Consider the following 21,042-nt stretch of genomic DNA (forward strand, 5'->3'; position numbering starts at 1 on the left):
AAAGCCCCCTTCAATCTATTATTTCTAGAATGCACTTATTTCATGGCATACATGTAGCCGGGGCTTAAAAATACAAAAACGCCCCGTTTACTTAAAATAAGTAAAGGGAGCGTTATAAACGTAAACATCATCTCTTTAAGAGCCCAAATAAAATACTACAATTTGGGCTAAAATAAGTCAAGAAGAGATTTCATTTCTTTATTTTTGCTCTTTTTCTTCATCCTCATCGAGATCATAATCATCTTCTGTCACTAAATCGCCGTCAAATTCTTCCTCTTCTTCATCAAACTCGTCAATGTCTTCGTCTTCATCAAGATCCAATTCATCATTCAATTCATCGATGTCGCCCACATCAAAATCGAGCTCTTCGTCCGCTTCATCCACATCTTCTTCAAATTCCGGCTCTTCTTTCGGCGCTTTTTTCGTCTTTTTCTTTTTGGACTTTACCGTCGGCACGACTTCTTCTTCCAGCTGATCAATCGGATACCACTTTCGAAGCCCCCAGCGGCTCTCGTCCAGAACAATAAATCTGCCGTCAATATTAAGATCTGTATAAAACTGAGCCATGCGCTGCTTCAGTTCCGCATCACTCAGTTCCATGAACTGCTGGATTCGTTCAAGAAGCTCTTGAAACGCAAGGGGCTGTTTTTGCTCCTTGAAAATGGCATAAGCCACTTCAATTAAGGACATTTCTCTTCTGTCTTCTTTAGACAACTGCTTTAAATTCACATCCGCACTTCCCTTCTCTATTTGCACACTCTATTGAAGTGAAAAAGGTCATATTTTTCATTATAAACAAAACTGCTTTCAATATGCCAGACTTTCGTTAGGATTCATTCACTTTTTCTTCTGAAGCTCCTTTGCCGGCGGTGCCGCCGGGCATCCTTTCTTTATTAATTTCTGTGTACGCTTTATAAAATAAGTATAAAGAAAAAAGGATGAAGGGGATGGAGCCAAGGTACCGGTCATAAAGCCAAATGGATATAACCGTACCAGCCATTAGTAAAAAATAGCTCTTTATCTGCTTCACCTTCCCACACCCCTTTCATCCATTCGTTCTTTCATTTTAAACGGTTTTGAATCTATTATAAAAGAAAATCTTCGGAATAATGTAAAGAAATTGTGCAAGCCAACGTTTATTGTATCTTTTTTTCCTATTTCCAGCCGATTCAACCGCTTTTTCAGAAAAAAAAGCGGCCGCAAAAGAATAAATGCCTTCTTTTCGGCCCGCTCTGATTACATATTTCTTCTGTATTGTCCTCCGACCTCGTAAAGGGCCTTCGTAATTTGGCCCAAACTTGCCACTTTCACACAGCTCATCAGCTCAGCAAACAAATTGCCTCCGTTCACAGCCGTTTCCTTCAAACGCTGAATCGCTTTGTCGCATTCCTTTTTATGCTTTTCTTGAAATTTACGCAAATGAGCGATTTGCTGTTCTTTCTCTTCCGTTGTTGCGCGGGCGAGTTCCATATTATTGATCTCTTCTTCAGTCGGGGGATTGGGATTCAAATACGTATTTACACCGATGATGGGCAATTCCCCCGAGTGCTTAAGCATTTCATAATGCATCGATTCCTCTTGAATTTTCCCTCGCTGATACTGTGTCTCCATCGCCCCCAGCACTCCGCCGCGGTCATTGATCTTTTCAAATTCCTCCAGTACGGCCTTCTCCACTAAGTCGGTCAGCTCCTCCACTATAAATGAACCTTGAAGCGGATTTTCACTCTTCGATAAACCATGCTCCTTCGTAATAATCAGCTGAATCGCCATCGCCCGGCGGACGGATTCTTCCGTCGGAGTGGTGATCGCTTCATCGTAGGCATTCGTGTGGAGTGAGTTGCAGTGATCTTGAAGCGCCATCAGCGCCTGAAGCGTTGTGCGAATATCATTGAAATCAATTTCCTGCGCATGCAGAGAACGGCCGGAGGTTTGCACGTGATATTTTAATTTCTGCGAGCGCTCGTTGGCCCCGTATTTATCGCGCATGACCGCCGCCCAAATGCGGCGCGCCACGCGGCCGATCACCGTATACTCCGGATCGAGCCCATTGGAAAAGAAAAACGACAGATTCGGAGCGAAAGCGTTTATGTCCATCCCGCGGCTTAAATAATATTCCACATAAGTAAACCCGTTCGCCAAGGTAAACGCCAGCTGTGAAATCGGATTGGCTCCCGCTTCCGCAATGTGATATCCCGAGATGGATACCGAATAATAATTGCGGACAGAATGGTCAATAAAGTACTGCTGAATATCCCCCATGAGGCGCAAAGCAAATTCAGTGGAGAAGATGCATGTGTTTTGCCCCTGGTCTTCCTTCAGAATATCAGCCTGCACCGTGCCGCGCACCGTCTGCAGCGTACGGGCCCGCACGTCAGCTGTTTCTTCAGCAGTGAGAGCTCGGCCCAGCTCCTCCTCCTTCGCCTTCACCTGCTGATCAATCGCTGTGTTCATAAACATCGCTAAAATAATCGGCGCCGGTCCATTAATGGTCATCGAAACAGAGGTGGAAGGGTGGCACAGATCAAAGCCCCTGTAAAGCTTCTTCATATCCTCCAAGGTACAAACACTGACTCCGCTTTCGCCTACTTTGCCGTAAATGTCCGGGCGATGGTCCGGATCCTCGCCATACAAGGTGACAGAATCAAAGGCAGTGCTTAAACGCTTAGCGGTCTCATCCTTTGATAAATAATGGAAGCGCCGGTTCGTTCGTTCAGGTGTGCCCTCCCCGGCAAATTGCCGCTTCGGATCCTCCCCTTTTCGTTTAAATGGAAACACCCCTGCTGTAAACGGAAAGGCTCCCGGCACATTTTCTTTATAAACCCAGCGGAGAATTTCTCCGTAATCAGCAAATTTCGGCAGCACTACTTTTGGAATAGCCAAACCGGATAGGCTCGTTGCCGTAAGCTCCGTGACGATTTCTTTATCTCGGACTTTCGTCACCAGCTCCTTGCCGCTATATTTCTTTTTCAATGCCGGCCACTCTTGCAGGATTCGCTTGGATTCGGGAGTCAGCTGCTCTTCAGCCGCTGCTTTTAATGATTCGAGCACCTCAAGGACCTCTTCGCTAGCCGCTTGCGCCCGCGCTTCTTCCAGCGTCCCTTCGAGCTGAAACAGGCGGCGGGCTGCGTTCACTTGCTCCTCTGACCGCTTATGATAATTCCGCACGGTCTCAGCAATTTCCCGCAAATAATAGCGGCGCTCATTAGGAATGATCACATGTTGCTTAACCGCTTCTCCCTTTTCGCGGTAGGAGGTCGCCCAATCCGTCTGCTTTTTGTCATTGATCGCCGCCACCAGTGCGGCAAACAGCGTATTCGTGCCTTTGTCATTAAATTGACTGGCGATCGTTCCATAAACCGGCATTTCCTCCAGCGGACGGTCAAACAAAAGGCGGCTGCGCTGATATTGCTTTTGCACTTGCCGCTTGGCATCTTCTGACCCTTTCCTTTCAAACTTGTTGATGACGATCAAATCAGCAAAGTCGATCATGTCAATTTTCTCAAGCTGGGAGGGAGCGCCAAACTCACTCGTCATCACATACATTGACACATCGGCGATATCCGCAATCTCGGCATCCCCCTGGCCAATCCCGCTCGTTTCCACCATAATCAAATCATAGCGCGCGGCTTGCACCGCCCGAATGGCATCTTTTACGGCCAGTGAAAGCTCCGATCGGGCATTTCTTGTAGCCAGGCTCCTCATAAACACCCGCTCATTGAAAATCGCATTCATGCGGATGCGGTCACCGAGCAATGCGCCGCCGGTTTTCTGCTTCGTCGGATCAACCGAAAGAACGGCGATTTTTTTATCCGGAAATTCATTCAGAAAGCGGCGGACCAGCTCATCTGTCAGGGAGCTCTTCCCAGCGCCCCCTGTCCCTGTAATGCCGATGACCGGAGCCTTGCCGCTCATCGCCTCCATCTGGTCAAACAGCTCCCTGGCCGCAGATTGCTCGTCATTATCCGCTCGCATTTGTTCTTCCGCAAGCGTGATGAACTTAGCTATAGCAGGAATCTCTCCCCGGGACAGCTTCTCCAGCTGATCCTCGAGGGAATACGTCAGCGGAGAGAAATCACAGGCTTCAAGCATGCGATTTATCATCCCCTGCAGCCCGTAGCGGCGGCCGTCCTCCGGAGAAAAGATCCCAGCGATTCCATACTCATGAAGCTCCTGTATTTCCCGAGGAATAATAACTCCGCCCCCGCCGCCAAATACCCGAATATACCCGCAGCCTTTCTCTTTCAGTAAATCATATATATATTTAAAGTATTCCATGTGCCCGCCTTGATAGGAGGAAACCGCAATCCCCTGGACATCCTCTTGAATGGCAGCGCTTACAACTTCTTCAACCGAGCGATTATGCCCTAAATGAATCACTTCCGCTCCACTCGCCTGCAAAATCCGGCGCATGATATTGATCGAGGCATCATGCCCATCAAAAAGACTCGAAGCGGTGACAAAGCGGACCGGATGCTTCGGTTTATAAATTTCCCCTGTTTGACTCATGCATGTTCCCCCTTAATTCTCGGATTGAAAGCCGTTAATCCCGGAAAAAAGCAACTTCGTCTGCAAGTCAATATAGTCATCAATCGTAAATGATTTTCTTAAACTCCAGCGGCGAAATCCCCACATCTGCCCTTGAACGAATATATTGTGCGCCAGCATATGAATCGTCTGCTCATCCATAGCCAGCTCCTTATTTTCCGCGCACCGCCGAATCAGCTTTTCAAACATACCGACCATTTCCATCTCTTTTTGCAGCACATAAGGAAGCGCATCTTTAGAAAGCGACTTAGCTTCCTGATACATTACAAGCACCTCATCCTGCATCTCATCGACCACCTTGAAATAATAGGAGACACCTAATTTCAAGCTGTCCAGTGTACCGGCCTCCAAGTCCATTCTTTGCAGCCGGTCTTTCACCTGATCGTAAATACTGTCACACACCAGGTAAAGAATATCTTCCTTCGTCCGGATATACTCATATAACGTGCCAATGCTGAATCCCGAAGCCCTCGCTATCTCTCGGGTTGTCGTCCGGTGAAAGCCTTTCTGCTTAAAAAGCTGGACCGCTCCTCTGATCATTTCAGCCCGCCTTTTTGCAATTAATTGCTCATCTTTCACAGATGCATGAACCTTCCTCTTATTGTGATTCACCTCTATCGACCGCCTTTTTTAAAACCGCAAGATGCGGAGAGAAGAAACGCTCCCTCTTCCTTCTCTGCCTATAAAACTTTGTATGGTCCTTCTTCGGCTTTCTTGCTGTTTTGCCGCTTTTCTTTACCCCTGCAAGCAAGAGCCCTTATCTCCCCCCTTCAAGAGTGGAGCGGGGGATAAAGGCACCTTAAAAGCCCGAGTCGTTCAAGACTGCAGGATGCATGTGACAAAGGCATCGCAGCAGAACGCTGCGGCCATAGCCTTTGTTCTTCTTATCAGCAGCGGGGTGAATGACAAACCCCACCGCTTGAAGATTTTTTTTATTTAGTTAGCATTCTGGAGATCACGAGACGCTGAATTTCTTGGGTGCCCTCGTAGATTTGAGTGATCTTGGCATCACGCATATAGCGCTCGACCGGATAGTCCTTCGTATAGCCGTAGCCGCCAAAGATTTGTACGGCTTCTGTTGTCACTTTCATGGCGGTGTCGCCGGCCATCAGTTTGGACATAGCCGATTCTTTGCCGTACGGCATGCCTTGTGATTCCAGCCATGCCGCTTGATATGTCAGCAAGCGGGAGGCTTCGATCGCTGTAGCCATGTCAGCCAGCTTAAACGAAATGCCTTGATTAGCTGCGATGGGCTTGCCGAATTGCTTTCTTTCCTTCGCATAATCAACGGCTGCGTCAAGGGCCCCTTGAGCAATGCCGACCGCTTGAGCGGCAATTCCATTTCGGCCGCCGTCTAACGTCATCATCGCCACTTTAAAGCCGTCACCTTCTTCTCCCAGCACGTTCTCTTTGGGCACGCGGCAATCTTCAAATATAATCTCCGTTGTCGGGGAGGAACGAATGCCGAGCTTCTTTTCTTTTTTGCCGACGGAAAATCCCGGGAAATCCTTTTCAACGATAAAAGCGGTCGTTCCGCGGTGCTTCGATGCTGGATCAGTCAAGGCAAATACGATGTAAATATCCGCAATGCCGCCGTTCGTAATGAAGATTTTGGAACCGTTTAAAATATATTCGTCCCCTTCCAAGCGAGCCATTGTCTTCATGCTGCCCGCATCTGAACCGGACCCGGGCTCCGTTAAGCCGTATGCGCCCATTTTCTCCCCCTGCGCCATCGGCTTTAAATATGTTTGTTTTTGCTCTTCTGTACCGAATTTGTAGACAGGCCAGCCCGCTAAAGAGGTGTGAGCCGATAAGGTAACCCCCGTGGAAGCACAGATGCGCGATAATTCTTCCACTGCAATGCAGTAAGCTAAATAATCGCTGCCGATGCCGCCGTACTCTTCCGGCCACGGGATACCGGTCAAGCCAAGATCGGCCATTTTCCGGAACAGCTCTGGATCAAAACGTTCTTCTTCATCCCGTTCTGCCGCTGTCGGCTCTACTTCGTTTTTGGCAAAGTCACGCACCATCTTGCGTATCATTTCGTGTTCTTCTGATAATTGGAAGTTCATTTCATTTCCCCCGCCCTTTTGAATTCAATAAATGTTTGCTGATCACAAGCTTCTGGATTTCACTTGTACCTTCATAAATTTCCGTTACCTTTGCATCTCTCAAATAGCGTTCCACTGCGTAATCCTTCGTGTAGCCGTAGCCGCCATGCACTTGAAGCGCTTCGATCGACGTTTCTACCGCAGTTTTAGAGGCGAAGAGCTTGGCCATGGAAGCTTCCTTGCTGCATGGCAATCCTTGAGCGCGCATACTGGCAGCCCGGTACACGAGCAGCCTCGCAGCCTCCACATTTGCGGCCATGTCGGCCAGCTTAAAAGCAATCCCTTGCTGAGCGGCAATCGGTTTGCCGAACTGCCGGCGTTCCCTCGCATACTGAACGGCTTCTGTAAATGCTGCTTCAGCGATGCCTAATGACTGAGCGGCAATGCCGATTCGGCCGGTGTCTAAGTTGGCCAGGGCTATTTTAAAACCCTCTCCTTCTCTCCCAAGCAGGTTCTCAGCCGGGACTTTCATATCTTCAAATGTCAGCTGAACGGTTCTTGATCCATGCAGTCCCATCTTCTTTTCGTCCTTGCCGACCAAAAATCCAGGCGTATTCTTTTCAACAATAAAAGCGGAAATCCCTTTGCTTCCCGCTTCTGGATCAGTGGAAGCAAAAACAATATATGTATCCGCTTCTCCCCCGTTGGTAATAAATACTTTAGAGCCGTTGACAATATACTGATTCCCTTTTTTAAGCGCCCGCGTCTTCAAGCCAGCCGCATCCGAACCGGCACCGGGCTCAGTCAAACAGAATGCTCCCAAATATTCGCCTGCTGCCAGTTTGGGCACGTACTTTTGCTTTTGCTGCTCTGTTCCGAAGTAAAGAATCGGATTTGTGCCCACGGACGTATGAACGGACAAAATCACGCCGATGGTGGCGCTCACCTTCGATAACTCATGAATGGCCATAATATAAGAAACAAAGTCCATCCCACTGCCGCCGTATGCTTGCGGCACCGTGATCCCCAACAGACCGAGATTTGCCATCTTGTCTAGGATCTCGCGGGGAAATACCCCCTCTTCCATGCGCTCAATCCGCGGGCTGATCTCCGCTCTAGCAAAATCCCTCACTATTTTCCTCATCATTTCTTGCTCTTCTGTCAAACGCCATTCCATGATTGATCCCCCCTGTTGTTCCCTGCTCTTATTCGTAACGGTAGAAGCCGCGGCCGGACTTTCTTCCGAGCCACCCCGCCTTTACATACTTTCTTAGCAGCGGGCAGGGGCGATATTTATCATCGCCGAATCCGTCATGCAGAATTTCCATGATATAGAGGCATGTATCAAGACCGATAAAGTCAGCCAGCGTTAACGGCCCCATCGGATGATTCATCCCCAGCTTCATGACTTCATCAATCGCCTCTTTCGTCGCCACCCCTTCATACAAGGTATAAACGGCTTCGTTGATCATCGGCATTAAGATGCGGTTGGAGACAAATCCCGGAAAATCATTGACTTCCACTGGCACCTTGCCGAGCGTATGAGTGATCTGTTCAATGGTTTTGTACACTTCATCCGCCGTTGCCAGCCCGCGGATAATCTCCACCAGCTTCATGACCGGCACAGGGTTCATGAAATGCATGCCGATCACTTGTTCAGGCCGATTCGTTGCCGCCGCAATTTCTGTAATAGGCAGAGAAGAAGTATTGGAAGCTAATATGGCATGATCCGGCGCAAAATCATCCAGCTGGGCAAAAATCTGACGCTTAACCTCCATGTTTTCAACCGCTGCTTCGATTACAAGCTCGACCTCCTTGGCATCTTGCAGATCCGTCGAGCGGACAATACGGCCCAGCACTTCTTCCTTCTCCCTTTCCGTCATGCGCCCCTTCTCTACTTGACGGGATAAATTCCTTTGAATCACTTCCAGTCCCCGCTCCAAATGTTTATCCTTTACATCATTTAACACCAGCTCGTAGCCGGCTTGTGCACAAACCTGTGCGATGCCGGAGCCCATCTGTCCGGCGCCGATGACCATAATCTTTTTGACTTTCATCCTTTCCCCTCCGCCCTTCATTATTTGTTCGTACCGTTCTCCTCCGCTTAGAAGCTGTTATCCCTGCACTTCAATCATAATGGCATCCCCTTGGCCGCCGCCGCTGCAAATGGCCGCGATTCCAACGCCGCCGCCCCGGCGCTTCAGTTCATACGCAAGCGTTAAAATGATTCTCGTCCCGCTCGCTCCAATCGGATGGCCGAGCGCAACGGCCCCGCCGTTCACATTGACCTTTTCCAAATCCAAGCCGGCAATTTTGCCGCTGGCCAGCGCAACCGCCGCAAAGGCTTCATTAATTTCAAAGAGATCGATGTCCTGCAGCGATTTCCCCGTTTTTTTCAGGATTTCATTAATGACTAACCCCGGCGTTTGTGGAAAATCCTTTGCTTCCACAGCCACTTCGGCGTGGGCCATAATCGTTGCGAGCGGCTTGCGTCCTTCTTTCTTCGCCCGCTCCTCGTTCATAAGCACGAGCGCGCCAGCTCCGTCATTAATGCCTGGCGCATTGCCCGCTGTGATCGTTCCCTCTTTTCCAAAAGCCGGGCGAAGCTTAGCCAGCACTTCTTTCGCCGTATCCTGGCGCGGAGCTTCATCCTGATGAACAGTGACCGCTTCCCCTTTGCGCTGAGGCACTTCCACGGCGACAATCTCTTCTGCCATTTTGCCGGCTGCGATCGCCTCAATGGCCTTTTGATGACTGCGCACCGCCCATTCGTCCTGCTCTTCACGGGATATGCTGAATTCGGCTGCTGTCTCGTTTCCGTATGTTCCCATATGCACGCCTGTAAAGCTGCAGGACAACCCATCAGCAATCATTAAGTCAACCAGCGGCGCATCGCCCATCCTTAATCCCCATCGTCCTTTCGGCAAAGCGTAAGGTGTATTGGACATCGACTCCATTCCGCCTGCTACAATCACTTCTTCATCGCCCGCGCGGATGATCTGATCGGCAAGCGTCACGCTGCGCAGCCCGGAAGCACATACTTTATTGACCGTTTCCGTTTTCACTTCCCACGGGATGTCGGCTTCTCTGGCAGCCTGCCTCGACGGGATCTGTCCCTGACCCGCTTGAAGAACATTTCCCATAATCACTTCGTCCACCTGCTCTGGGCTGATATTCGCCCGTTTTAACGCTTCCTTGATCGCTGCCCCGCCAAGCTGCGAGGCGGTCATCGGACGGAAAGCTCCCCCGAACTTTCCGAAAGGCGTGCGTGCCCCGTCTATAATCACTGTTTTCGCCATAGCTTCTTCCTCCTCAAAATTAGGATAAGTAAACGTTTACAACTCTGACTGAACGCTCGCTCGAAAAAATGCCGCAAGAGAAGGGACATCCCCTGCCCCTTCTATCTTCTTCCATTATTGTAAAGTAAAACAAAGAAAAATTGAAGCTCTATACAGAAGATTCAAAAAATATATTCAGCAGCGGAGCGGCTCATTCCATATCCGCTCCGCCTTCTTATCCTTTTTACTTTCGCTCTTTCTCCTCCGCGGAGGCTGTTTCCGCAAGGACGGCAGCTTTCTCCTCTTGCGCCTGCTCCGCCTCGGCGGTCACAGCTGGCTTTCGCTTCTCTATTGGCGGTATTTCCGCCGCTTTTTTCGGACCAAACACCGCTTTCTCTAACAGCTCGGCGACATCATAAGTGGCCACTTGATCTTCCACTTCCTTTGCTTTCGTTCCATCGGAAAGCATCGTCAAGCAGTAAGGACAGCCAGTGCTGATGACAGACGGGTTCACGGCCAGCGCCTGCTCAGTGCGCGCCACATTTACCCGGTGCCCCGTATCTTCCTCCATCCACATCAGTCCTCCGCCGGCGCCGCAGCACATTCCCGTTTCGCGGCGGCGCTCCATCTCCACCAGCTTAACACCCGGAATGGACTTCAAGATTTCACGCGGCGGGTCATACACTTCATTATAGCGGCCCAGATAGCATGAATCATGGAAGGTGATTGCTTCATTTACTTCATGCTGCGGCTTTAAGCGGCCTTCTTGAATCAGCTTGTTAAGCAGCTCGGTATGATGATATACTTCCGCTTTAAACCCTAAATCCGGATACTCATTTTTGAAAATATTATAGGCGTGAGGATCAATTGTCACGATTTTCTTGACTTCATGTTTTTCGAATTCGGCAATATTGGCTGTCGCCAGCTCCTGGAATAGAAATTCATTTCCAAGCCGGCGCGGCGTATCCCCGGAATTCTTCTCCCGATTGCCTAGAACAGCAAATTTCACCTTCGCTTCATTTAATAATTTCGCGAAGGATAAAGCGATTTTTTGACTGCGATTATCGAACGCCCCCATGGAGCCGACCCAAAGCAAATACTCAAACTCTTCTCCCGCTTTCTTCATTTCCTTGACGGTAGGCACGTTTACATCCTCGCGCTCATCCCGCCATTTTTCCTTCTCTTTGCGGTTCAGCCCCCACGGGTTTCCTTGACGCTCAATGCTTTGCATGGCACGCTGAGCTTCGGAGTCCATTCTGCCTTCCGTCAGCACGAGATAGCGGCGCAAATCAATGATTTTGTCGACATGCTCATTCATAACCGGACACTGATCTTCACAGTTTCGGCAAGTCGTGCAAGCCCAGATCTCCTCTTCCGTGATGACATCACCGATCAAGCGCGGATTGTACAGCTCCGCCGCCGCTTGCGCTCCGCCGCCGCTTGCCGCGCTGGCCTTCGCCAGCTGATTCCCTTTCGTTCCCGAAAAGGAGAATGCCGGCACCCATGGCTGCTTCGAGGTGACAACTGCTCCCGTCATGGTTAAATGGTCGCGCATTTTCACTATCAGATCCATCGGCGACAGCATTTTTCCCGTTCCGGTTGCCGGGCACATATTTGTACAGCGCCCGCACTCTACACATGCATAAAAATCAATCATTTGCAATTGAGTAAAATCGCGAATGTCCCCCACACCGAAGGATTCCTGCGATTCATCTTCAAAGTCGATCAGCTTTAGCGTCCCCGCTTTATCCAAGCGGTGAAAATAGACATTTGCCGGTCCAGCTATTAAATGCGCATGCTTGGACTGCGGCACATATACAAGGAACGCTAAAAGGACCAATAAATGCACCCACCAGGAGACGTAGAAAAGGACGATGGCTGCCGTTTCTCCGATTCCTGCCAGCGCTGCAGCAATCCCTGAAGCAACCGGCTCCATTCCCGTCCACTGAACGTCCGGCCCCTCGTGCCAAATCAAGTCCATGCCATTGCCGACAAGAACAGACAGCATCAGTGAGCCGATGAAAATGAGCACGAGGCCGTTTTTCCAGCCCCGCTTCAGCCGGACAAGCTTCTCAATATAGCGGCGGTGAAAAGCCCAAACGACCGCTGCTAAAATGATGAGCGTCACGATTTCTTGAAAAAATTTAAAGCCGCCATACAGCGGTCCGAGCGGCAAATGGGCGCCGGGTACAATCCCCTTTATAATAAAGTCAATCGCGCCGAGCTGCACCAGCAGAAATCCGTAAAAAAACATCACATGGATGGCGCCGCTCTGCTTGTCTTTAAGCAATTTCTTTTGACCGAACACATAGATCCAAATATTTCGCAGCCGCTCTTTCACATTATGGTCAAACTCTTCCTTCTTGCCCAATTGAATATAGCTGTAGCGGGTTTTCAATAAATAAACAAACAAATAAATACCGTAAGCGATTACAAAAACGGAAGCCGCTAAGTTAATCCATAATAGACCGTTCATTGCCTTTCTTCCACTCCTTTCTAAAACACCTCTTCCAACCCGATAATAAAGAACATAAAAAAAATTCTGAATGTTATATCTCCATTATATAGTGAATGAGCATTCAGTCAACTGCTTATTTAAAAATTTTCAAAAAATAAGCTAAAAGAGAGGATTATTCGCTTTTTGGGGAAGGCTAAACAGCAAATAAATTCCGGGGAGGAGGATCACTGATGTGGTGGATTGCCGGGCTCTCTATTCTATTGGTATGGATCGGTTCGGATCTTTACTTTGGCCGAAAACAGGCCGCTGCTGGCCGCTTGTATCCTCGAAGAAACAGCCATGTGACCTTTTACAGCAGCGGCCCTGAATTATTTGACCAGCTGTTTGCGGAAATGAAGCAAGCCAGACACCGGATCTTGTGCGAATTCTATATTGTAAAGGACGATCAGTTTAGCCAATCCTTCTTTTCTTTGCTCAAACAGAAAGCGCAGTCGGGTGTCGAGGTTTATTTATTGATGGATTGGCTTGGCAGCCATAAAGTTAAAAAGCCGGTCCTTGATGATCTGAAGCGTTCAGGCGTTATCGCCGATTTCTCCAGCAAACCGCGCTTTCCATTTTTCTTTCATTCGCTGCATTGCCGCAACCACCGGAAAATCACCGTCATAGATAACCGCATCGGATATATCGGCGGGTTTAATGTCGGGCGCGAATACGTGAACCAGAGCCCTAAGCCGCAGCTGTCCCCGTGGCGCGATTTTCATCTGCGATTCACCGGTGAGGGCGTGCAGGATATAGAGGAAGAGTTTCTGGCAGATTGGAATCAAGAAGGCCGCCCGTCACTGGAGCCAAGCGCCTCTTATGAAAAAACTCAAACGCAAAATGCCGTGGAGCACCGGACCATGCCTTCGCGAAACGGCGAGCTGGAAAAGAAGCTGATTTCGTGCATCCGCCAAGCGAAACGGTCGATTTTTATCGGCACCCCTTACTTCATCCCGACGAAGCCGGTCTTTGATCAGCTGCTGAATGCGCTGGAAAGAGGCGTGGCCATCACCATTTTATTGCCGGGTCATGCGGATCATCCGCTCGTCAAGCAAGCATCCTATCCTTATTTGCGCCGTTTGCTTGACTATGAGAATGTTCGCGTGTATTTCTTTGAAAATGGATTCTTTCACGCGAAGATCATTAACTTTGATGACCGGATCGTTGATATCGGCACGGCGAACTTCGATCAGCGCAGCCAGCTCACGAATGAAGAATGCAACTGCTTTATTTTCAGTACCGCCTTTATTAAAGAGCAGGTCAAGCCCGTAATCGAAAAGGACATCAGCCAGTCACAGCCTATCACCCGCCAAAAGCTGCAGCGGCTGCCGGCCAGCGAGCGCCTGAAAGAACAAGCTGCTTCGGTTGTGCGCGCCTTTTTATGACAAGCAGAAAAAGGCTTTTTCCACTGAAACAGGAAAGCCTTTCTTTGCTTATTTCATCCCTTCTGCGGATGCTTTTGATTACATTTTTTCCGGAGCGGAAACGCCAATCAGCTGCAAAGCGTTTTTCAGTGTGATTTGTACCGCTCTAATCAGCGCCAAGCGTGATTCAGATAGTGCCTTATTGGAAGCATCAAGCACCTTTTCGGCGTTGTAGAAGCTGTGGAATGCCGCCGCCAGCTCTTGAATGTAGTTGGGGATCCGGTGCGGAATGCGCTTTTCTGCCGCTTCCGCCACCACTTGCGGGAAGTCGGCCATTTTCTTTAATAGATCGATTTCTTTTTCGGCTCCGAGCAGCGACAGATCCGCATCGGCGCTCAGCTTAAATCCCTGTTCTTCGCCTTGGCGCAAGATGCTGCTGATGCGGGCATGTGCGTATTGCGCGTAGTAAACGGGATTTTCATTCGATTGAGAAACGGCTAAGTCTAAATCAAAATCCATGTGCGTATCGCCGCTTCTCATGGCGAAGAAGTAACGCACCGCATCCAGACCCACTTCTTCGACAAGCTCACGCATTGTGACCGCTTTTCCTGTCCGTTTGCTCATCTTCATTTTCTCGCCGTTTTTGTATAAGTGAACGAGCTGAATGACTTCGACCTCCAGATTATCCGCCCGATAGCCGAGCGCTTCCACAGCCGCCTTCATCCGCGGAATATAGCCGTGATGATCCGCTCCCCAAATATTAATCACCTTTTCATGGCCGCGGTCGAATTTATCTTTATGGTAGGCGATATCCGGCGTTAAGTAGGTGTAAGAGCCATCCTTTTTGATAAGCACGCGGTCTTTGTCATCGCCAAAATCAGTGGAACGGAACCAGACAGCGCCATCTTTTTCGTAGATGTAGCCTTTTTCGCGCAATGCCGCTAATGCCTCGTCAATTTTTCCGCTCTCATACAGAGAGGTTTCCGAATACCAAACGTCAAACGCCACGCGGAAGTTTTCCAAATCGGTCTGCAGCTTGGCCATTTCATATTTCAATCCGTGCGTTCTGAATGTTTGATAGCGCTCTTTATCACTCATCTTCATGAATTGATCGCCAAACTCTTCCGCTAATTGCTGGCCGATTTTTACAATATCCTGGCCATGATATCCATCAGCAGGCATCTCTTTCTCCATGCCCAGCGCTTGAAAATAACGAGCTTCTACCGATAAAGCTAAATTATGGATTTGATTGCCGGCATCGTTAATATAATACTCCCTCGTCACATCATAGCCAGCCTTCTCAAGGACATTGCAGAGAGAATCCCCCACTGCCGCTCCGCGAGCGTGGCCTAAATGCAGATCGCCTGTCGGGTTAGCGGAGACAAACTCCACTTGAACTTTTTGATGGTTGCCGGCATTCGTGCGGCCGTAATCTTCTCCTTCTCTCAGAACAGCCGGCACGATTTCCGTCAAATACTGATTGTTCATGTAAAAGTTGATAAAGCCCGGTCCGGCTATGTCAATTTTCTCGATGGAGGCCTTCGTTTGGTCAAAGTTCGCAACGATGTCTTCGGCAATCGCGCGCGGCGCTTTTTTGGCGATGCGCGTCAGCTGCATGGCCATGTTGGTTGAGTAATCTCCATGCTCCTTATCCTTTGGCGTCTCCAAAATAACTTCCGGAATGTCTTCCTCCTTCGCCAGCCCAGATTGAATAACCGCCGATTTCACTTCTTTTCTTAACGCTTCCTGTACTTTTTCCGCAATATTCATCCCGTTATTTCCTCCCTGTAAATTCAATATTCATAGAATACTTTCCAGCTGGCGCTCCCTGCATCTGCATCAAATAGTTCAGCTGGAGCGCTCCTTGCAGGCTTGTTTCATTGTATGTACAGCTATGTGTAAGTGTATTCGTTTGTGTCGTTAATAATAGTGTGCCATATTGACTTTCATACGAGCCTCTGACTGGTTGGCCCAGATCGAAAGCCAAGCGCATTTTAACCGCTCCGCTTCGTATGATCAGCGCCCTTTTCTCCACAAACTTGACGATCGTATGAACCGTTCCTTCTTCTTGCTCTTCATCGTATTTTAAATAAAACGCACGATTCTTTTCGTAAAATTCCCCTGAAAGCGAAAGTTCATAGCTCTCTTTCTCCCCATCAAGCTCTATGCTTGTTTTCAAGCATACGTTCACAGGAATACATGCTTGCTGATTGGTGGTCAAGCTATTCACATCCTTCAATAATTTCTTCCCTATAACTTATTAAGTATAAAAATGTTTGCTGGAAATTGCAATATTGGAAATACAGCCGGCCAAGATGATTAAAGATGGCGAAGCAGTGGTACATCATTAGTAAAAAGATGGGAGCTGTTAAGATGGAAAAGATGAAAAGAACCTATTATGTCGATCCGGCCAGCAAAGAAGTACTGCCGACTCCGGAAGGCGAAGGCCATTTTAAGATTGAAGCCACAGAGGAGGAAGCCCATTATATTAAGCGAGTATTTGATGAAAACTATTCTGCCGAAGTGGAGACATTTGTCCGCGCTCACGTTCCATACCTTGATTACTCATATGACAAAGAGAATGACCACTACGATCAGGCTCTCTTAGCCGCCTATGGATTAATTTATAAGTTCGGTGATGAGGAAGCGAAACGGCATATTGAAAAGATGGGCATTCTCGATAAATATCGCTTGAATGAATATAAAGATTTCTAGACTAAAACCCCCTTGAAGGCACGCAAGTCTTCAAGGGGGTTACATGCTTTGATCCCGCATAATTCCACTTTAAGAATGATCGAGAGAAGCAAAAGTCTATACATGCCCGATTCGTTTGGGCGTGCATGATGCAGCTGACAAAAGCGCCGCAACAGAGCGCTGCGCTGTCAGCCTTCGTTCTTTTTTCAGCAGCGGATATGACGGAACCCCTGCTGTTTTGCTCCGCCTTATTTCTTGCAGGTCCAGCCGAGCAGTATTTCACGCAAGAGCTTGGAAGCGGTGTTAGCCGTTTGCTCAGAGGGATCATAAATGGGAGCAACCTCCACTAGGTCAGCGCCGATAACATCGACTTCAGAGCGGGCGATCTCATGAATGGAGGCCAGCAGCTCCTTAGAAGTAATGCCGCCGCAGTCCACCGTTCCCGTTCCGGGCGCATGAGCCGGATCAAGCACATCAATATCAATCGTTACATACACCGGCCGGCCGGCAAGCGCTGGCAATATTTCTTTCAGCGGTTCGAGCACCTCGAATTTGGAAATGTGCATGCCGTTTTCCTTGGCCCACTGAAATTCCTCTTTCATGCCGGAGCGGATGCCAAATGAATAGACATTGGCAGGGCCGATTTGTTCAGCGATTTTACGAATCGGCGTGGCGTGGGAAAGCGGCTCGCCTTCATAATCCGTCCGCAAATCTGTGTGCGCATCCATATGAATAATCGCCAAATCCGGATACTTCTTCGCGACCGCCTTCATGACCGGCCACGATACTAAATGCTCTCCGCCTAAACCGAGCGGGAATTTCCCATCCTTCAGCAAGCCTTCCACATACTCCTCGATCAAATCAAGGCTCTTCTGAGCATTGCCAAACGGAAGGGGGATATCTCCAGCATCGAAATAATTGATTTCCTCCAGCTCCCGATCTAAATACGGGCTGTACTCCTCCAAACCAATCGATACTTCACGAATACGCCCCGGACCGAAACGGGAGCCGGGACGATAGCTCACCGTCCAGTCCATCGGCATGCCGTAAATGACCACTTCACTTTCCTCATAATTCGGATGACTGCCGATAAATACTTGCCCTGAATAAGCTTCATCAAAACGCATAAGCAATCCCACCTTTCATTTATCTAAAAAACCCAGACAAAGGAACCGCCTGGATTTCTCCCGCCTATAAGATGCCGTACGAATCCCGCTTCAAGAGTGCTGCAGAGAGCCAAGAATCTTACGGCACTAAATGCCCGATGCAGCTGAACGCGGTGATCTCAGCCTTTGTTCTTCTGTCCATCAGCGGAGATGAATGAAGCCCTTGTTTGAAGCCTCACTTTATTCTTCAAGCTTGCCGGTTCTTGCTCTTCATTATTCAGTCAGCTCTTTCACGAATTTAGGAAGGACAAAGGCGGCTTTATGCAGCTCTTTCGTATAGTATTTCGTATCGATCTTATGGAATCGTTCTTCACGAACTTCAAGCGGATCATAGGTTTTCGAGCCGATGGTAAATGTCCACATGCCGCTCGGATAGGTTGGAATGTTCGCGATATACAAACGCGTGATCGGGAAAATCTCCTTGACATCGCGCTGAACTTCCCGGATGAGGTCGGCTTTGAACCACGGGTTGTCCGTTTGCGCGACGAAAATACCGTCAGCTTTCAGCGCTTTCGCAATACCTGCGTAAAATCCTTTAGTAAACAGGTTCACCGCCGGGCCGACTGGCTCTGTGGAATCAACCATAATCACATCATATTGATTTTCACTTTGGGCGATATGCATAAAGCCGTCTCCCACTTTCACTTCAACGCGCTCATTATCCAGCTCGCCAGCAATTTCTGGAAGGAACTTTTTCGAGTATTCAATCACTTTGCCGTCAATATCCACAAGTGTCGCTTTCTTCACGCTCGGATGCTTTAACACTTCGCGAATCACGCCGCCGTCTCCTCCTCCGACAACTAGCACCGTTTCCGGATTTGGATGGGTGAATAGAGGCACATGAGCGACCATTTCATGATAGACGAATTCGTCTTTCTGAGAAGTCATCACCATGCCATCTAAAAACAGCATGTTGCCCCACTCTTCCGTTTCCGCCATTTCTAAATATTGAAAATCGGTCTGCTCCGCATGCAGCGTCCGTTTTACCTTCATTGTGATTCCAAAATTTTCAGTTTGTTTTTCTGTATACCAAAGTCCACCCATTCTGTCTTCTTCCTTTCTGTCAGAGAATTAAGCAGATTTCTTTCTCCATGCGTCCGTGCAGTCTGCACTGAACAAAGTATAGAGGAATCTTGCAAAAATTCAAGAGAATTTTATCAAGCATGTTTAAAAGCGGGCCGTTTTTTTCATACTAGTAGGTAATCATTCTTTTAAGGCAGGCGATTCTATGAAAGCTACTACCCTGTCCTTCCCTAAACTGCAGAAATGGACGCGCGCCTTGGCGTTTGCCGGCGGCTTCACTTTAATCGGCCTGTTGCTGCTTTCAGGAGGCGGCTATCTATATTTAAAACTTCTCGGCGCGCCGGAGATTGCCGTTCCCCAGTCCACTCTTTATTTTGCCGATAATGATCAAGTGATCGGCGAGAGTCAGGCCGCAGAAAAAAGATATTGGGTACCTCTTGATGAAGTATCTCCTTATTTGCTGCAGGCTACTCTTGTTATTGAAGATAAAAAGTTTTTTGACCATCACGGATTTGATTATAAGCGGGTGGCCGGTGCTGCATGGGCCGATTTAAAAGCCATGTCCAAAGTGCAGGGAGCCAGCACGATCACACAGCAATATGCCCGCAATCTCTACTTGTCTCATGATAAGACCTGGAAGCGAAAATTCTCAGAAGCCGTCTATGCCGCCCGGCTGGAAATGTATTATTCCAAGAAAGAGATTTTAGAAGGCTATATTAATACAATTTACTATGGGCACGGCGCTTACGGAATTGAAACGGCCAGCCAGTTCTACTTCGGCAAAAAAGCCGGCCAGCTGACACTTGGGGAGGCTAGTCTTCTGGCAGGGATTCCAAAGGGCCCGTCCAATTATTCGCCGCTGACATCCATGCCTCAGGCGAAAGAACGTCAGCGGCTGATTTTGCGGGAGCTGAAGAAAGAAGGGATCATCACTGGGGAGCAGCTGAAACGGGCTTACTCAGAGGAGCTGGAGATCGTCGGGAAGCATCCGCATGCGGAGATGGAACAGGCTCCTTACTTTCTTGAAGCTGCCGAGCAAGCGCTCTCCTCCAAACTCGGCATCGACGAGCAGGCGATCGCTTTAGGCGGATTGCGCATTTACACGACGTTGAATCTGAAGCATCAGCGGATAGCTGAAGAGGTGATTGAGCAGACGATCGACGAGGATTCCGAGGTGCAGCCGGCCCTTGTTGCCATTTCACCGCAAAATCATCATGTAACCGCGCTTGTCGGAGGAAAAGATTATGAAGAAAGCCCTTATAATCGGGCGGTGCAAGCAATTCGCCAGCCGGGGTCCACATTGAAGCCTCTCTTGTATTACGCAGCGCTCAAAAGCGGATTTACACCGGCGACGAAATTAAGAAGCGAGGAGACCGCCTTCACGTACGACGGCGGCCGTGAGACGTACACGCCGAGAAACTTCAATCATCAATACGCCGGGAAGGATATTACGATGGCGCAGGCCCTAGCCTTATCCGACAACATTTACGCGGTAAAGACCCATTTGTTTTTACAGCCGGAAACACTGGTCAAGACCGCTGAACGTTTTGGGATTACCACTCCAATGAAGGCGGTGCCCTCGCTCGCCCTTGGCACATCCGGCGTGCGGGTTCTCGATATGGCCAATGCCTACGCCACGATGGCGAACGGAGGAGAGCACGAGGAACCCGTCTTCATTAAGCGCGTGGAAACGGCGCAAGGAGAAGTGCTCTATGAGCATCAGCCGAACCCGGAGCAGCGGTTTGATCCGAAACAGATGGCAGTGTTAACCCATATGATGACCGGAATATTTGATACGAAATTAAATGGTTATACAAGCGTAACCGGGGCCTCTCTTGCCCCTCGAACCACGAGACCCTACGCGGGAAAATCTGGCTCTACGAAGTTTGACTACTGGATGATCGGCTACACGCCGCAGCTGACAGCCGGCGTCTGGGCAGGATATGACGATGGCCGGACCTTCACGGTTGCAGACGATAAAACCTACGCCAAAAAAATTTGGCTGGCATTTATGGAGAAAGCGCATCGCGGAAAAGACCCTAAGCCTTTTCCGCAGCCGCGCGGCGTCACCGCTGTCGCGATCAATCCTGAAAACGGCAAGATCGCCAGCAAGTACTGTCCAGTTCAGCGGGAAATGTACTTTGTGAGAGGGACAGAGCCGGAGGAATACTGTATGGAGCACTTGCCAAAAAAGAAAAAGAAGAAAGAAAAACCAGAAAGCTGGCTGGATCAACTCCTTCCTTTTTAAAACAAAAGGCAAAGCGTGACCATAAAAAACCTTGGGTGTGCGGCCCAAGGCTTTTTTATTGTCCTAGCTTATGCAGTTGAATCACTTAATTTAAGTGTACGTTCTTTCCTGGCAATCAGCAAGATGTAATCCGCAAACCCCAAAATGTTCACAATTTCTTCACTTCTAAGGAAGAA

The 21,042-nt window shown here is 48.9% G+C and carries 16 protein-coding genes; 3 read left to right on the forward strand and 13 right to left on the reverse strand.

Annotation, left to right across the window (positions count from 1 at the left end; genetic code table 11):
* Positions 1 to 198: 198 nt before the first annotated feature.
* From rpoE to CEF20_RS13900, 9 genes are all read right to left on the reverse strand, one after another.
* Positions 199 to 729 (reverse strand): DNA-directed RNA polymerase subunit delta, encoded by a 531-nt coding sequence (gene rpoE, locus CEF20_RS13860; protein ID WP_100332499.1) that lies wholly within the window; start codon positions 727 to 729, stop codon positions 199 to 201.
* Positions 730 to 826: 97 nt separating this feature from the next.
* Positions 827 to 1,030, reverse strand: a complete 204-nt coding sequence (locus tag CEF20_RS13865) for a hypothetical protein (protein ID WP_100332500.1) — start codon at positions 1,028 to 1,030, stop codon at positions 827 to 829.
* A gap of 206 nt (positions 1,031 to 1,236) precedes the next feature.
* Positions 1,237 to 4,506, reverse strand: a complete 3,270-nt coding sequence (icmF, locus tag CEF20_RS13870) for a fused isobutyryl-CoA mutase/GTPase IcmF (protein WP_100332501.1) — start codon at positions 4,504 to 4,506, stop codon at positions 1,237 to 1,239.
* 12 nt (positions 4,507 to 4,518) lie between these two features.
* The gene (locus CEF20_RS13875; protein ID WP_232713540.1) at positions 4,519 to 5,157 is read right to left on the reverse strand and encodes a TetR/AcrR family transcriptional regulator; all 639 of its coding nucleotides are present in this window, start codon (positions 5,155 to 5,157) and stop codon (positions 4,519 to 4,521) included.
* A 320-nt stretch (positions 5,158 to 5,477) separates the two neighbouring features.
* Positions 5,478 to 6,617 carry an acyl-CoA dehydrogenase gene (locus CEF20_RS13880; protein WP_100332502.1) on the reverse strand — a complete coding sequence of 380 codons (1,140 nt, stop codon included), beginning with the start codon at positions 6,615 to 6,617 and terminating at the stop codon, positions 5,478 to 5,480.
* Between the two features lies 1 nt (position 6,618).
* Entirely contained in the window at positions 6,619 to 7,773 is a 1,155-nt protein-coding gene (locus tag CEF20_RS13885) for an acyl-CoA dehydrogenase (RefSeq protein WP_100332503.1), read from the reverse strand.
* 28 nt (positions 7,774 to 7,801) lie between these two features.
* The gene (locus CEF20_RS13890; protein ID WP_100332882.1) at positions 7,802 to 8,653 is read right to left on the reverse strand and encodes a 3-hydroxybutyryl-CoA dehydrogenase; all 852 of its coding nucleotides are present in this window, start codon (positions 8,651 to 8,653) and stop codon (positions 7,802 to 7,804) included.
* A gap of 57 nt (positions 8,654 to 8,710) precedes the next feature.
* On the reverse strand, positions 8,711 to 9,895 hold the full coding sequence (locus tag CEF20_RS13895; protein WP_100332504.1) for an acetyl-CoA C-acetyltransferase: 1,185 nt from the start codon (positions 9,893 to 9,895) through the stop codon (positions 8,711 to 8,713).
* A 223-nt stretch (positions 9,896 to 10,118) separates the two neighbouring features.
* Positions 10,119 to 12,350, reverse strand: a complete 2,232-nt coding sequence (locus CEF20_RS13900) for a (Fe-S)-binding protein (protein WP_100332505.1) — start codon at positions 12,348 to 12,350, stop codon at positions 10,119 to 10,121.
* Between the two features lie 212 nt (positions 12,351 to 12,562).
* Between CEF20_RS13900 and CEF20_RS13905 the strand changes: the two genes are divergently transcribed.
* A complete protein-coding gene (locus CEF20_RS13905; RefSeq protein ID WP_100332506.1) occupies positions 12,563 to 13,756 on the forward strand; it encodes a phospholipase D-like domain-containing protein in 1,194 nt (397 codons plus the stop codon).
* Between the two features lie 78 nt (positions 13,757 to 13,834).
* Here the strand turns inward: CEF20_RS13905 and argS are convergent, their stop codons facing one another.
* Complete coding sequence (argS, locus tag CEF20_RS13910) at positions 13,835 to 15,505, reverse strand: arginine--tRNA ligase (RefSeq protein WP_100332507.1); 1,671 nt, start codon at positions 15,503 to 15,505, stop codon at positions 13,835 to 13,837.
* Between the two features lie 4 nt (positions 15,506 to 15,509).
* On the reverse strand, positions 15,510 to 15,965 hold the full coding sequence (locus tag CEF20_RS13915; protein ID WP_100332883.1) for a YwiB family protein: 456 nt from the start codon (positions 15,963 to 15,965) through the stop codon (positions 15,510 to 15,512).
* Positions 15,966 to 16,060: 95 nt separating this feature from the next.
* Between CEF20_RS13915 and CEF20_RS13920 the strand changes: the two genes are divergently transcribed.
* Positions 16,061 to 16,450 (forward strand): hydrolase, encoded by a 390-nt coding sequence (locus tag CEF20_RS13920; RefSeq protein WP_232713541.1) that lies wholly within the window; start codon positions 16,061 to 16,063, stop codon positions 16,448 to 16,450.
* Positions 16,451 to 16,677: 227 nt separating this feature from the next.
* On the opposite strand, the gene speB is transcribed toward CEF20_RS13920, so the two are convergent.
* Both speB and speE read right to left on the reverse strand, forming a co-directional pair.
* The gene (speB, locus tag CEF20_RS13925; RefSeq protein ID WP_100332508.1) at positions 16,678 to 17,556 is read right to left on the reverse strand and encodes an agmatinase; all 879 of its coding nucleotides are present in this window, start codon (positions 17,554 to 17,556) and stop codon (positions 16,678 to 16,680) included.
* Positions 17,557 to 17,808: 252 nt separating this feature from the next.
* Complete coding sequence (gene speE, locus CEF20_RS13930) at positions 17,809 to 18,639, reverse strand: spermidine synthase (RefSeq protein WP_100332509.1); 831 nt, start codon at positions 18,637 to 18,639, stop codon at positions 17,809 to 17,811.
* Positions 18,640 to 18,823: 184 nt separating this feature from the next.
* On the opposite strand from speE, the gene CEF20_RS13935 reads away from it, so the two are divergent.
* Positions 18,824 to 20,866, forward strand: a complete 2,043-nt coding sequence (locus CEF20_RS13935) for a transglycosylase domain-containing protein (RefSeq protein ID WP_100332510.1) — start codon at positions 18,824 to 18,826, stop codon at positions 20,864 to 20,866.
* Positions 20,867 to 21,042: the final 176 nt, after the last annotated feature.

Source organism: Bacillus xiapuensis, from assembly GCF_002797355.1.
Lineage (GTDB): Bacteria > Bacillota > Bacilli > Bacillales > Domibacillaceae > Bacillus_CE > Bacillus_CE xiapuensis.

Coding starts and splice junctions, on each gene's coding strand:
- CEF20_RS13895 (WP_100332504.1), bottom strand. CDS start 9,895: ATGGCGAAAACAGTGATTATAGACGGGGCACGCACGCCTTTCGGAAAG.
- icmF (WP_100332501.1), bottom strand. CDS start 4,506: ATGAGTCAAACAGGGGAAATTTATAAACCGAAGCATCCGGTCCGCTTT.
- argS (WP_100332507.1), bottom strand. CDS start 15,505: ATGAATATTGCGGAAAAAGTACAGGAAGCGTTAAGAAAAGAAGTGAAA.
- CEF20_RS13935 (WP_100332510.1), top strand. CDS start 18,824: ATGAAAGCTACTACCCTGTCCTTCCCTAAACTGCAGAAATGGACGCGC.
- speE (WP_100332509.1), bottom strand. CDS start 18,639: ATGGGTGGACTTTGGTATACAGAAAAACAAACTGAAAATTTTGGAATC.
- CEF20_RS13900 (WP_100332505.1), bottom strand. CDS start 12,350: ATGAACGGTCTATTATGGATTAACTTAGCGGCTTCCGTTTTTGTAATC.
- speB (WP_100332508.1), bottom strand. CDS start 17,556: ATGCGTTTTGATGAAGCTTATTCAGGGCAAGTATTTATCGGCAGTCAT.
- CEF20_RS13890 (WP_100332882.1), bottom strand. CDS start 8,653: ATGAAAGTCAAAAAGATTATGGTCATCGGCGCCGGACAGATGGGCTCC.
- CEF20_RS13880 (WP_100332502.1), bottom strand. CDS start 6,617: ATGAACTTCCAATTATCAGAAGAACACGAAATGATACGCAAGATGGTG.
- CEF20_RS13905 (WP_100332506.1), top strand. CDS start 12,563: ATGTGGTGGATTGCCGGGCTCTCTATTCTATTGGTATGGATCGGTTCG.
- CEF20_RS13885 (WP_100332503.1), bottom strand. CDS start 7,773: ATGGAATGGCGTTTGACAGAAGAGCAAGAAATGATGAGGAAAATAGTG.
- CEF20_RS13920 (WP_232713541.1), top strand. CDS start 16,061: ATGGCGAAGCAGTGGTACATCATTAGTAAAAAGATGGGAGCTGTTAAG.